Source organism: Cupriavidus sp. BIS7, assembly GCF_000292345.1.
GTDB lineage: Bacteria > Pseudomonadota > Gammaproteobacteria > Burkholderiales > Burkholderiaceae > Cupriavidus.
Map to the genome: position 1 here is coordinate 86,132 of NZ_ALOU01000075.1, position 12,293 is coordinate 98,424.

At 64.8% G+C, this 12,293-nt stretch carries 12 protein-coding genes; 8 read left to right on the plus strand and 4 right to left on the minus strand.

Going from position 1 to position 12,293, the window contains the following annotated elements:
• Positions 1–33: 33 nt before the first annotated feature.
• The 3 genes from B552_RS0123455 to B552_RS0123465 form a co-directional block, all read right to left on the minus strand.
• Positions 34–1,341, minus strand: coding sequence for a URC4/urg3 family protein (locus B552_RS0123455; protein WP_026035981.1), 1,308 nt, complete (start codon positions 1,339–1,341; stop codon positions 34–36).
• Positions 1,338–2,576 (minus strand): GTP cyclohydrolase II, encoded by a 1,239-nt coding sequence (locus tag B552_RS0123460; protein WP_019451501.1) that lies wholly within the window; start codon positions 2,574–2,576, stop codon positions 1,338–1,340. Before B552_RS0123460 ends, B552_RS0123455 begins: the two co-directional genes overlap by 4 nt.
• Before the next feature lie 242 nt (positions 2,577–2,818).
• A complete protein-coding gene (locus tag B552_RS0123465) occupies positions 2,819–3,919 on the minus strand; it encodes an acyltransferase (protein ID WP_026035982.1) in 1,101 nt (366 codons plus the stop codon).
• Between the two features lie 214 nt (positions 3,920–4,133).
• Between B552_RS0123465 and B552_RS0123470 the strand changes: the two genes are divergently transcribed.
• Together B552_RS0123470 and B552_RS0123475 are read left to right on the plus strand one after the other, a co-directional pair.
• Positions 4,134–5,057, plus strand: coding sequence for an amino acid ABC transporter substrate-binding protein (locus B552_RS0123470; RefSeq protein WP_019451503.1), 924 nt, complete (start codon positions 4,134–4,136; stop codon positions 5,055–5,057).
• A gap of 176 nt (positions 5,058–5,233) precedes the next feature.
• On the plus strand, positions 5,234–5,527 hold the full coding sequence (locus B552_RS0123475) for a hypothetical protein (RefSeq protein WP_019451504.1): 294 nt from the start codon (positions 5,234–5,236) through the stop codon (positions 5,525–5,527).
• Positions 5,528–5,632: 105 nt separating this feature from the next.
• Here the strand turns inward: B552_RS0123475 and B552_RS0123480 are convergent, their stop codons facing one another.
• Positions 5,633–6,559: a hypothetical protein gene (locus tag B552_RS0123480; protein WP_026035983.1), complete on the minus strand. Its 927-nt coding sequence runs from the start codon at positions 6,557–6,559 to the stop codon at positions 5,633–5,635.
• Positions 6,560–6,965: 406 nt separating this feature from the next.
• On the opposite strand from B552_RS0123480, the gene B552_RS0123485 reads away from it, so the two are divergent.
• The 6 genes from B552_RS0123485 to B552_RS28970 form a co-directional block, all read left to right on the plus strand.
• On the plus strand, positions 6,966–8,708 hold the full coding sequence (locus B552_RS0123485; RefSeq protein WP_019451506.1) for a glycosyltransferase family 39 protein: 1,743 nt from the start codon (positions 6,966–6,968) through the stop codon (positions 8,706–8,708).
• A complete protein-coding gene (locus B552_RS0123490) occupies positions 8,705–9,076 on the plus strand; it encodes a 4-amino-4-deoxy-L-arabinose transferase (protein ID WP_019451507.1) in 372 nt (123 codons plus the stop codon). The genes B552_RS0123485 and B552_RS0123490 overlap by 4 nt, the downstream gene beginning before the upstream one ends.
• Positions 9,077–9,081: 5 nt before the next feature.
• Positions 9,082–10,257: a DegT/DnrJ/EryC1/StrS aminotransferase family protein gene (locus B552_RS0123495; protein ID WP_019451508.1), complete on the plus strand. Its 1,176-nt coding sequence runs from the start codon at positions 9,082–9,084 to the stop codon at positions 10,255–10,257.
• Positions 10,236–11,237, plus strand: a complete 1,002-nt coding sequence (locus B552_RS0123500; protein ID WP_019451509.1) for a glycosyltransferase — start codon at positions 10,236–10,238, stop codon at positions 11,235–11,237. The genes B552_RS0123495 and B552_RS0123500 overlap by 22 nt, the downstream gene beginning before the upstream one ends.
• On the plus strand, positions 11,225–12,166 hold the full coding sequence (locus B552_RS0123505; RefSeq protein WP_019451510.1) for a formyltransferase: 942 nt from the start codon (positions 11,225–11,227) through the stop codon (positions 12,164–12,166). Before B552_RS0123500 ends, B552_RS0123505 begins: the two co-directional genes overlap by 13 nt.
• The coding region (locus tag B552_RS28970) for an NAD-dependent epimerase/dehydratase family protein (protein ID WP_156149772.1) at positions 12,163–12,293 on the plus strand (131 nt) is incomplete at its 3' end. The genes B552_RS0123505 and B552_RS28970, both read left to right, overlap by 4 nt.

Sequence of the window (12,293 nt, forward strand, 5' to 3'; positions counted from 1 at the left end):
GTATCAACGTAGTGGCTCTTGGTTACGCATGTACTAGAACACCGTGCCGTCGCTCTGGATCGCAAATGGCGGCGGCCCACCCGGCGGGCGCCGTTGCGCCGCAATGCGCCGCCCGGCCGCCCACGTGCCGCCTTCCAGCACGCGCGCCAGCGGGAAATCGGCCTCGCTGACCCCAAGCGCCTGGCGCACCGCATCGGCAACGAGATCGAGCCCCGTCACTGTCAGCGCACGCCATTCAACGATCTCCGGTTCATCCACCGTATGCGTGCGGCTGGCGAAAGCGGCGTCGCGCGGCACCATCAGCTCGAAATCGTAGAGCAGGCCGCCATTGCGATACTCGGGCAGCCCGGTCAGCGCATCGAGACCCGTGACCGTCAGGCCGGCGTCTTCAAGCGGCTCCAGCAACGAATAGGTCAGCCATTGCGTGAGCTTGTGGAATGGCACCAGTCCACCGGGTGCCGCCGCATGGCGCCAGCAGTCCCCCAGCGAGATCCCTTCCATCTGCACGCGGCCGGGCCACACCGGCCCCAGCGCCACCAGCAGCGTATGCAGCACGAAGCCCGCTTCGATCCGGCCATCTCGGGCATGCCCGGCCAGATAGTCGTACAGGTTGCCAAGCCTTGCCGGACGGCCGAATACCGCTGGCGTCGCCTGCATCACCTCCCCAAGCCTGCGCAACAATCCCGCGCGGCCCTCCAGCCCGACCAGCGGGTTGTGCTGGGCAACCTGGAATGCGGTGGCGATGGTCGATGCATCGATGCGGCACAGGCGTTCGGCGTCCGAGCGCAGCGGGTCGCCTTGCGCGGCGGAGAATCCCCCGCGCGCAAAGAGGTCGAAGCTGGCAACGCCCAGGCCCTCCGAGCGGGTCAGCATCATCTCGCTGGCCGCATCGCGGTAGCGCCAGTCAGGGCCGGCGCCGGCATCCAGCAGCACGCTCGGGATCACAAGATCGATGCCGATGCGCGCGCGCTCCTCGCAATGATCGTGGCCTGACATCCCCGCACGTTCACACAGGATCTGCCAGCGGTTGATCGATTCCTGCCCCGGCCCACCGCTTTCGAAATGGCGCCAGCGGCTGTGATAAGGCACCTCCAGGTTCCTGTACCGGCGGCGTATCGTCGCAGCCACGTAATCGGCGACCACATGGATCCGCTCCGGGTGCCACGTGAACAGTTCGGATTCGCCCGAAGCGACGAACTCCGTCACCGTCGCGCAGTGGGAGCGCACGGCTTCACCAGTAAGGAGCGCGGCAGCGGGATGTCCGGGCGGAACCGGGCTATGCCAGCCGCTACCCGTGCCATCGTCGTGCCCCGACCTGCCTCCTGCGGGAATTTCGTTCATTCCTTCAACCCCCTGCCCTTTGCCTGGGCGAGTTCCTTGGCGTCAGGCGGCGTGTACTTCGAGAAGTACCCGGCCGCCACCTTCGCATCGATCTCCACGCGCGCGTCTGCCGGGATCAGCGCTTCGGGGATGGCCACCTGCTCGACCACCTCGATACCCTGCGCCGTCAGCGCGCCATGCTTCATGTTGCTCATCGAGGCCCAGCGATCGATCCGCCGGATCCCGAGCCAGTGGAATACATCGGGCATCAATTCCTGAAAGCGCATGTCCTGTACGCCGGCAACGCATTCGGTGCGCTCGAAGTACGTCTCTGCACGATCGCCGCCCACTTGCCGCTTGCGCGCGTTGTAGACAAGGAACTTCGTCACCTCGCCCAATGCGCGGCCCTCCTTCCGGTTATAGACCACCAGCCCCACGCCACCCTGCTGCGCCATCTCGATGCAGACTTCGATGCCGTGCGCCAGGTATGGGCGACATGTGCAGATGTCGGACCCGAACACGTCCGAGCCGTTGCATTCGTCGTGTACGCGGCAGGCCACGCGCGTTTCCGGCTGGCCCAGCTTTGCCACATCGCCGAAGAAATAAAGCGTCATGCCGCCAATCGGGGGCAGGAATACCTTCAGGTCGGGCCGCGTCACCAGTTCCGGGAACATGCCGCCGGTCTGCTCGAACAGGCTTCGGCGCAGCACGCTTTCCTTGATGTTGAACCGGCGCGCGATGCCGGGCAGATACCAGACCGGGTCCACGGCGGCCTTGGTCACGCGCACATCGCCATTGGCTTCGAGGATGTCGCCATCCGGCCTGAGCCGCCCCGCCGCGATCGCGGCCATAAGCTCGGGCATGTTGATATGGGCGCGCGTGATGGCGATGGTCGGGCGGATGTCCACCCCGGCAGCAATGCGATCGGCGAACGCCGTGGAAACCAGATGCCCCCACGGGTCCAGCGAAACGATCTTGTCCGGGTCGTTCCACTGTGGGTGCGGGCCAATTGCCTCGGCCGGGGAAGTGTCGGTCAGGTCGGGACGATGCGCACGCTGGAGACTGCCCGCGGCCACCGCGAGCGCGCGATAGATCGCATAGGCGCCGGCGTGCGTGCCGATGACGTTGCGCTGCGCGGGATCTGTCAGGCTGGCGATCACGGGGCCCCGCTCGGCCGCCGTCGGGGCGCCCCAGTGAATCGGCTCGGCCGGTTTGTCGCGGCGCGTGTGCGAGGTCAGGACGATATGGTCAGACATGGCAGCCTCGTCTCCCCCTGAGAGAGCGGATCGAAACCTGACCAAACGGTCAGGTTTATATATCCATACTAGGCAACTGCCATGCCAATCCCCAACTGGGGTTGTTACGGTAAGTGACAACCCGCACGCACCGGGTCTGTGCGGGAAGCCTGCCACCAGCGGTGCATGCTGGTGCGCGCGCACCAGCGCGTGCTACGCGCCGGGCAAGGCGGATGGGGCCGGACGGGCCGGAACTCAGAAACTCAGGCCTGGTGCTTGTGGCCCCGCGCCCATTTGCGGGAATGGATGCTTTCCTTCAGGGACTCGAAAACCGTGTGCAGCGGGTTGGCGGCTTCCACGTAGCGATGGAAGACGGCACCGGCCACGTTGCTGGCAAGCCACGCCACCAACATGCCAAGGGCATTGAGAACCGGCTCGCCAGGGGCAAAGTGGAACACCAGCGCGTTCACCACCAGGCAGACCGGGAAGTGCACAAGAAACACCGAGTAAGAGATCTTGCCGAAATAAGCCGCGATCCGGCCGCCCGGCCATTGCTCCAGCCAGCCGCCACGGCGCGAAATCGCCAGGATAAGGGCCGTGGCCAGCGCAACGGCAATGCGCAGGCGGAAATCGATCACGAGCGCCGCCATGCCGATCGCGCCGAGCGTGATCAGTGCCACCGGCGAACGATCGGGGTTCGAGGCCCAGTACGCCAGCGTACCCATGCCATACGCGCCGAAGAAGTAGATCGCCCAGATGTCCCAGCTGGCGTCGCGGTTGAACCAGAACAGCGATGCCGTCGCCAGCACTGCCACCAGCGGCATGCCAAGCGGCAGTACGTCACGCGAAACGGCGCGAGCCAGCCAGAGCGCGAACACCAGCAGCGCAAAGAGCTGCAGGTCGATTGCGATGTACCAGACGCCGGCCGACAGCGCGTCGACATCGAGAATGTTGTGCAGCAGCAGGATATGCGCAACGACCTGCGTCAGATGGGGGGCTGCGGGGATCGAATCGTGATGCATCCACGTCCGCGCAATGGCCGCCCCGATAATCGCCACGAGAATCGCGGCCGCATAGGGCACCACAAGCTTCTGGTAGCGGTGCCACACGGTGGTCAGCGGGCTCTGCACGGTCAGGCGCCCGGTAGGCGCCAGGCTGCGCGCAGCAAGAAAGCCGCTGATGACCAGGAAGACCTGAACGGCAATGCGGGCGTAGTCGGAAAGCCAGCCGATCAGGCCAGGTGCCAGCGACTGGGCAGCGTCGGACATTGGCCCATAGAAGGCCAGATGGTGCAGCACGATCAGCTGTGAGCTGACCGCCTTCAGCGCGTCTACACACGCCAGACGAGAAGGCCGGGGGCTCATTTGTTATACGGGAGATACAAAGTGGGCCGCATTGTACCTCCATTGTTGCGTTTATAAATGTGGAGGGTGCGTAACGTTTGTAAGATCGTGTACCGACGCCACTGATCAACCGCCCGTGCGCCCTCCCACTGCGAATTAGCTTATGAAAAAGAAGTACTTCTGACAGACGATCTTCGGGTATACCCTCCGAATCTTTCATCGCCTGCCCCCGAACATGTCGTCGCTAGTATCTGCCTCGTCTCTTCAGCGCCTGCTGGCCGGTATCGGCCTGGCCGCCGCGCTGGTGCCCGCCGCCCAGGCCCAGAACCTGCAAGACTCCCAAAGCCCGGTGCTTGACCGCATCCGCGAGACCGGCACGATCACGCTCGGCTATCGCGAGTCCGCACTGCCGTTCTCGTTCGGTGACGACAACGGCAAGCCCGCGGGCTATGCCGTGGACCTCTGCCTGCGTGTGGCGGATGCCGCCAGGCAAAAGCTCGGCCTCAAGGACATCAAGGTCCGCTGGCTGCCGCTGAGTCCGCAGAACCGTGTGCCGGCCGTGGTCAACGGACTGGTGGACCTGGACTGCGCGCCCAATACCAATACGCTGGAGCGCCAGAAGCAGGTGGCCTTCAGCGTCTCGCACTATGTATCCACCGTGCGGATGCTGGTGCGCGCCGATTCCGGCATCAAGTCGTTCGACGACCTGCGCGGCAAGACCGTGGTGACCAGCGCCGGCTCCACCGGCGACCGCCATGTGCGCCGCCTGAAGGCCGAGTATGGCTATCGCGACGTCTACACCAAGGATCACGGCGAATCGTTCCTGCTGCTGGAAACGGGCCGGGCACAGGCATTTGTCATGGACGATGTGCTGCTGGCCGGCCTGCGAGCGAAGTCGAAGAACCCATCGCTGTACGTGATCGTCGGCCCGGCGCTATCCGTCGAGCAGAACGCGCTGATGCTGTCGAAATCTGACCCCGAATGGAAGCGGCTGGTCGATCAGACGCTGGCCAGGACCTTCACCGGCCCTGACGCCGCGGCGCTGCAGAAGCACTGGTTCCAGCAGCCGATCGGCGCACGCGGCACCAACCTGGCCCTGGCGCCTTCGGCCGAGGTGCTGCAGGCATGGAAGCATCCGTCGGATGTTGTGACGGAATAAGCGCATTCCGGGGGTATCCCCCGGAAAACCCCTGAGTTGACGGCCCTCACGGCGTTGGCCACACTCGCCAAAGCGCGTCTTTACCGATCGGTAACCCGTGCATCAAGCGAAATACAAAGCGAAACACCAAGCGAAAACGCGAACCGCCAGAGGGCGGCATCACTCAGGAGAAGTCCATGAACAAGATCATCGCCACTGCTATTGCGCTGGGTCTCGCCACCGCTTCCGTGGCCGCCGTGGCCCAGGACAAGAACAAATTCGACCCGTACTCGCAAGGCGCGAAGTCCGGCCAGAAGTTCGACACCTATACCGAAGGCGCGAAGGCCGGCGACAAGTTCGACCCGTACTCGCAAGGCGCAAACAAGAGCACGCGTGCAGACCTGACCGACCAGCCGACCCAATCGACTGACACGAAGAAGTCGACGAAGAGCAAGAAGGCTACGAAGAAGCCGACCGCCTCGAACAACTAAGATTGTTGCAGCGCGGGGGCCCACCGGCCCCTTGGCGCATGAAAATGGCCTCGCGATGCGAGGCCATTCTTGCTATTAAAGTGCCCGATACAGCACCACCGCATTTCAATGCGAATCGTCGTCCGGCGTCAGTTCCAGCGCCGTCACGTCCACCTTCTGCACCGTGTTGCCCTGCCGGATCTCCGTGCGCAACACGAACGCCTCGGCCGGGCAGTACCAGTCCGTCACGTGCAGCACGCTTGGCTCCAGTTGCAGCACTTCGTCGCCAACCATCAACGGCCCCAGCGAGGTGCGCTTCTCATAGGTGATCGGCATGCATGACTTGCGGCCAAGCACCGTATCGATCATCTGCTTGCGGCCAACGTGGCGTGAACCGACGATGATCGATGCATGCAGCGCCTGCATCGTGCCTACCACCTCGTCCGACCTGAGCGGATAGATCTTGAGCGCGACGCTGGACTCGAAGGTCTCCCCTTCCAGCGTCGTATTCTCATGAATCGTCATGCCTGCGTAGTTGAATACGCCGCTGCCAGTGAACGACGCCGCACCGAACATCCGTGCATAGCGCGCCTGCGCGTTGATGGTTGCGTTACGGCTGTCGATGCGCGTGCGGGACGTGGTGACGCTCCTGTCGATATTGATCTCATGGACCTGGTCCATGACCACGGGCGGGCCCATCAACGTCGAGAGCGCTGATTTCGAGCGCACTTCCAGCTGGGCGCTGCACCCATGCGCTGTGTGCATGACGTCGCGCAGCGTCATCGTGATCGACATCGGCATCGTGCCCTCGCCTTCCATCTGGACGCGGGCGCCGGACTTGAACCAGGGCGCATCGCAGAGTTGGGCCGCGCCGGCTTCCGGGGCGGGGGTCGCTTCGGCTTCCGAAGCTGGGGCCGCGCCGGACACGGGCGCCGCGGTTGGCGCCCCGATTGGCGCCACTTCGGCGGGTGCAACGGGCTCGGGCGCTGCCGACTGCGCAAGTGCGCTATCCAACACTCCTAACAGCAGGATCGATATCAAGGCCGATTTCATCGCATCACCCGGGGGCTCGAGTGTCGGCGTAGACAGGACAAGCGGCCGACAGTGCATGAGTATTACGCGAAACGCGCACAAGGGAAATGGGCCGTCGGAATGGCATATCCCCATCTGGCACTTGGCCAAGCCGCTATCCAAGCCGCCCCTGAACCACTCTGAACAGCGGTGCAGGTGTGCGGTCGTGCTACCATTGCGCGCCCCGCAGCCGCATACCGTTGGGGCCAGACGATGCCGGGGGCGCGGAATCCCAAGGCGTTGCCCGGTGCTCACGGCCGCACTGGACCGCGTTGTCCACCAGATCCGGCCCAGCTGCGTTGTGTGGTGTCCGCCACACGCCGGCCGCTCCCATAGCGTCCAGACAGGGTCCAAATAGCGTCCGGCTTCCGGCCATTTCAGGAGATTTATGCGTAGTCCTTCGCCCTCGCGCCAAGCCGGGCTGCCTGCGGGCATGATCGCCCCGGTGGTGCTGGTCGTCATCGCGGTATTGCTGGTCTGGTTTGGCACGCTCGATGCCCGCCACCTGCTGCGCCCGGACGAGGGCCGCTACGCCGAAATCTCGCGCGAGATGTTTGCCAGCGGGGACTGGGTCACCATCCGCTACAACGCGCTGAAGTACTTCGAAAAACCGCCGTTCCACATGTGGGTGACGACGATCGGCTACGAGCTGTTCGGCGTCGGCGACTGGCAGGCGCGGCTCAGCGTGGCGCTGTCCGGCATTGTCGGACTCGTCGCCACGATGGCGGCAGTCTCGCGCTGGTATGGCGTGCGCGCCGCGCTGCTTGCCGGGCTGGCGCTGCTGGCCATGCCGATGTGGAGCGTCACCGGCCATTTCAACTCGCTCGACATGACGCTCTCCGGAGCGCTGGCCTGCGTGCTGGCCTTCATGTTGATCGCCCAGCATCCCGACACCTCGCCGGCCGCGCGCCGGGGCTGGATGACCGCCTGCTGGGTGGCCATGGGCGTGTCCATCCTGACCAAGGGGCTGGTTGGCATTGCCCTGCCGGGGCTGGTGCTGGTGGTGTACACGCTGGTCACGCGCGACCTGGCGCTGTGGGGCCGCCTGCACCTCGTCAGCGGCATTGCCGCGATGCTGGTGGTCACCGTGCCGTGGTTCTGGATGATCTCCACGCGCAACCCCGAATTTCCGCACTTCTTCTTTATCCACGAGCACTGGGACCGCTATACCTCGACGATCCATTCCCGCAAGGGGTCGATCTGGTACTTCGTGCCGTTGCTGCTGGCAGGAACACTGCCCTGGCTGGGCCTGACGCCGCGCATGTGGGCCGTGGTGCGCGAACGCGCCGGCGCGGTGCGCGGCGTGGGCGGCAAGCCGTTCCAGCCGGCCCTGATGGCCTTCCTGTGGTTCGCTGCGATCTTCGTGTTCTTCAGCCTGTCCGGTTCCAAGCTGCCCGGGTATATCGTGCCGGTGTTCCCGGCGCTGGCCATCCTGGCCGCGGTGGCACTGGAGCAGATCAACGAGCGTTCGTGGAAGCGCCAGATCAACGCTGTCACGGTGCTGGCCATTGTCGGCCTGATCGCCGTGCCGTTCGTGGCCACGCTTGGGGACGAGAACAATCCCAATGAGGTATTCCGCGCCTTCGCCGTCTATATTGGCGTGGCGTTTGCCGTACTGCTGGCCGGCATGCTGCTGGCACGCCGCCTGCTGCGTACGCACGGCCTGCTGCCTAGCATCACGGCGTTCTCGCTGGCCATGTTCCTGACCTGCACCATCGGGCTGATGGCTCACGAAGTGATGGGCCGCCGTGCGTCGGGCGTCGACATGGTTCCCGCGATCAAGGCGGTGCTCAAGGACGATATGCCGCTCTACGGCGTGGGTGTCCTGGATCACACGCTGCCGTTCTACCTGGCTCACACGCTGGTCATGGTGGCCGCGCCCGATGAACTCGAATTCGGCACCCAGCAGGAGCCGGACAAGTGGATTCCGACCATGGACGCCTTTGTGGCCAAGTGGCGTGACGGCCAGCCGGCACTCGGCATCATGTCGCCGGACACCTACGATAGTCTGGCGGCCGGCCACCTGCCGATGTACGTGGTAGCCCGCGACACGCGCCGTGTCGTGGTCAGCAATTTCCCGCTGCCGGCCACGCCGGCACAGCCGCCCAAGGAGTCTGGAACCAAGTCATGACGCTATCGACCTTCGCATTCATCTTTGCCGGCGTGCTGCTCAACGCCTGCGCGCAGCTTCTGCTCAAGGCCGGCGTCAATGCCGTGGGCGCGATCACGATCGATCGCGCCACGCTGTTCGATACAGCCTTCCGCGTGCTGACCCAGTGGCCGGTGATCGGCGGCCTGACGCTGTACGTCGTGAGCGTCGGCGTGTGGATCGTCGGCCTGTCGCGCGTGGATGTATCCATTGCCTACCCGATGCTTTCGCTCGGCTACGTGGTCAACGCGCTGGCCGCCTGGTGGCTGTTTGGTGAGATGATCGGTCCCTTGCGCGTAGCCGGCATCCTGCTGATACTGGCTGGCGTTTTCCTGATTGCCCGTTCCTGAGGATCATGACTGCTACCGCCCCGCAGGATTTCCTGCCGTTTGTGCGCCCCCTGATCGACGAGGCCACCATTGCCGAGGTTGGCAAGGTGCTGGCCTCTGGCTGGATCACGTCCGGCCCGAAGGTGCAGGCGTTCGAGGCCGCACTGTCCGAATTGTTCGGCGGCCGCCCTGTTCGCACGTTCTCCAATGGCTCGGCGACGATGGAAATCGCGCTGCGCATTGCCGACATCGGCCCCGGCGACGAGGTCATTACCACCCCGATCACCTGGGTGGCCACCGCCAACGTGGTGCTGACGGTTGGCGCCAGGCCGGTCTTCGTCGACATTGACCCGCGTACGCGCAACATCGATCTCGATGCCGTCGAAGCCGCGATCACGCCGCGCACGCGCGCCATCATCCCGGTCTACCTGTCGGGCCTGCCCGTCGACATGGATCGCCTCTACGCGATCGCGAAGCGTCATAACCTGCGCGTGATCGAAGACGCCGCGCAGGCGATCGATTCGCGTTGGCGCGGCCAGCGCATCGGCGCGCTTGGCGATCTGGTCAGCTTCAGCTTCCAGGCCAACAAGAACATCACGACGATCGAGGGCGGCTGCCTGGTCATGAACACCCCCGAGGAAGCGCAGCGCGCCGAGCGCCTGCGCCTGCAGGGTGTGATCCGTACCGGCATGGACGGCATGGACGTGGAAGAGCCGGGCGGCAAGTTCAACCTGACGGACGTCAACGCGGCCATCGGCCTGGCCCAGCTCCAGCGCCTGGATGCGATCACCGCGCGCCGCGCCGAACTGGCCGAGACCTATTTCCGCTGCGCCGCGGATGCCGGCCTGGCTGACCTCGGCATCGAACTGCCGCTGCCGCGCGATCCCGAAGTTGCCACCACCAACTGGCACATGTTCCAGGTGGTGCTGCCGACCGACCGCCTGCGCGGCGGCCCGGCCGAAGCACGCAAGCACGTCATGGAAGCGATGCGCGAGTGCGGCATCGGCACCGGCGTGCACTACCCGCCGATTCACCTGTTTACCTATTTCCGCTCCCTGGGCTGGCGCGAAGGCATGCTGCCGCATGCCGAGCGCATCGGCCGCGGCATCGTCACGCTGCCGCTGTTCCCCGCCATGCAGGCGGCCGACGTGGAGCGGGTTTGCGCAACTCTCAGCGAAACATGCAAACGCCTCTCTCACTAAGCTCCGTCGAGGTCTCGGTCGTCATCCCCGTCTACAACGAGGAGGCAGGCCTGCAGGCACTGTTCGATCGCGTCTATCCGGCGCTCGACAGCCTGGGCGAATCGTACGAGATCATCTTCGTCAATGACGGCAGCGCCGACCGCTCGCCGCAGATGCTGGCCGCGCAGTTCCACAAGCGCCCGGACGTGACCCGGGTCATCCTGTTCAACGGCAACTTCGGCCAGCACATGGCGATCCTGGCCGGCTTCGAGCACACGCGCGGACGCATCGTGATCACGCTGGACGCCGACCTGCAGAACCCGCCCGAGGAGATTCCGCGCCTGGTGGAAGAAATGCGCAAGGGTCACGACTACGTTGGCACGATCCGCCGCCAGCGTAACGACTCCGCCTTCCGCCGCTACGCGTCGCGCGCGATGAACCGCCTGCGCGAGAAGATCACCAAGATCAAGATGACGGACCAGGGCTGCATGCTGCGCGCCTACGACCGCAACATCATCGACACGATCAACGCGTGCCGCGAGGTCAACACGTTCATTCCCGCCCTGGCCTACACGTTCTCCTCGAACCCGGTGGAGATCGAGGTTGGCCACGAGCAACGCCACGCGGGCGAGTCGAAGTATTCGCTGTACCAGCTGATCCGCCTGAACTTCGACCTGGTGACCGGCTTCTCGATCGTACCGCTGCAATGGTTCTCTGCCATCGGCACGATACTGTCGATCTCGTCGGCAGGCCTGTTCCTGGTGCTGCTGATCCGCCGCTTCGTACTCGGCTCGGAAGTCCAGGGTGTGTTCACACTGTTCGCTCTCAACTTCTTCCTGGTCGGCATCATGCTGTTCGGTATTGGCCTGCTCGGCGAGTACGTCGGCCGCATCTACCAGGAAGTGCGCGACCGCCCGCGCTACCGCATCCAGGCAGTGCTGGAGCGTGATCCGCGCGACCCGCAGAAGGACAACACGACGGAGGTCTCGTGCGCGCAGTAGTCTTTGCCTATCACAACGTCGGAGATCGGTGCCTGCGCGTGCTGCATGCACGCGGCGTGGACGTGGCGCTGGTCGTCACGCACCGTGACCGCCCCGACGAGAACATCTGGTTCCGCCGCGTTGCCGATACGGCTGCCGAACTGAACCTGTCGTTCATCTATGGCGAGGACCCGACCGACCCGGCGCTGGCGGAAGCCGTGCGCGCTGCACAGCCCGATGTCATCTTCTCGTTCTACTACCGGTCGATGATCCCGGCGGACCTGCTGGCCGTGGCTCCGCAGGGTGCGTTCAACATGCACGGCTCGCTGCTGCCGAAGTATCGCGGCCGCGTGCCCGTGAACTGGGCCGTGCTGCATGGCGAAGACGAAACCGGCGCCACGCTGCACGCGATGGAAGCCAAGCCCGACGCCGGCTATATCGTCGACCAGACATCGGTACCGATCCTGCCGGACGATACGGCAGGCGAAGTCTTCGAAAAGGTCACCGTCGCCGCCGAGCAGACGCTGTGGCGCGTGCTGCCTGCCATGATGGCCGGCCAGACACCCAAGCGCCCCAACCGGCTGGCCGACGGCAGCTACTTTTCCGGGCGCAAGCCCGAGGACGGCCGCATTGATTTCAGGCAGCCGGCAGCGGCGGTCTACAATCTGATCCGCGCCGTCGCGCCGCCGTACCCTGGTGCCTTCACGGACCTCGGCGGCCGTCGCTTCATCGTTGCGCAGGCTCGCCGCATTGACACGCCGGCCACGCCGGCAGGCCTGCAGCCGGGCCTGCACGTCGTGGATGGCCGTATCGTGGCGATCTGCGGGGACGGTGGTGCAATCCGCGTGACGCAACTGCTGGAAGGCGCCAACGCCGACCATGCGAGCCCCGTCTCCATACAAGAATTCCAAAACATTATTTCTGCGAAGTCCAAAGAGGAAAACCGATGAAAAAGGTCCTGATTCTTGGCGTCAACGGCTTCATCGGCCACCACCTGACGCGCCGCATCCTGGAAACCACGCAATGGGAGGTCTACGGCATGGATATGTCGTCGGACCGCCTGGGCGATCTGGTGAA

What these genes read in the sequence shown, in the direction of transcription:
- B552_RS0123455 (WP_026035981.1), bottom strand. Translation starts at nt 1,341, where the DNA reads ATGAACGAAATTCCCGCAGGAGGCAGGTCGGGGCACGACGATGGCACG.
- B552_RS0123460 (WP_019451501.1), bottom strand. Translation starts at nt 2,576, where the DNA reads ATGTCTGACCATATCGTCCTGACCTCGCACACGCGCCGCGACAAACCG.
- B552_RS0123465 (WP_026035982.1), bottom strand. Translation starts at nt 3,919, where the DNA reads ATGAGCCCCCGGCCTTCTCGTCTGGCGTGTGTAGACGCGCTGAAGGCG.
- B552_RS0123470 (WP_019451503.1), top strand. Translation starts at nt 4,134, where the DNA reads ATGTCGTCGCTAGTATCTGCCTCGTCTCTTCAGCGCCTGCTGGCCGGT.
- B552_RS0123475 (WP_019451504.1), top strand. Translation starts at nt 5,234, where the DNA reads ATGAACAAGATCATCGCCACTGCTATTGCGCTGGGTCTCGCCACCGCT.
- B552_RS0123480 (WP_026035983.1), bottom strand. Translation starts at nt 6,559, where the DNA reads ATGAAATCGGCCTTGATATCGATCCTGCTGTTAGGAGTGTTGGATAGC.
- B552_RS0123485 (WP_019451506.1), top strand. Translation starts at nt 6,966, where the DNA reads ATGCGTAGTCCTTCGCCCTCGCGCCAAGCCGGGCTGCCTGCGGGCATG.
- B552_RS0123490 (WP_019451507.1), top strand. Translation starts at nt 8,705, where the DNA reads ATGACGCTATCGACCTTCGCATTCATCTTTGCCGGCGTGCTGCTCAAC.
- B552_RS0123495 (WP_019451508.1), top strand. Translation starts at nt 9,082, where the DNA reads ATGACTGCTACCGCCCCGCAGGATTTCCTGCCGTTTGTGCGCCCCCTG.
- B552_RS0123500 (WP_019451509.1), top strand. Translation starts at nt 10,236, where the DNA reads ATGCAAACGCCTCTCTCACTAAGCTCCGTCGAGGTCTCGGTCGTCATC.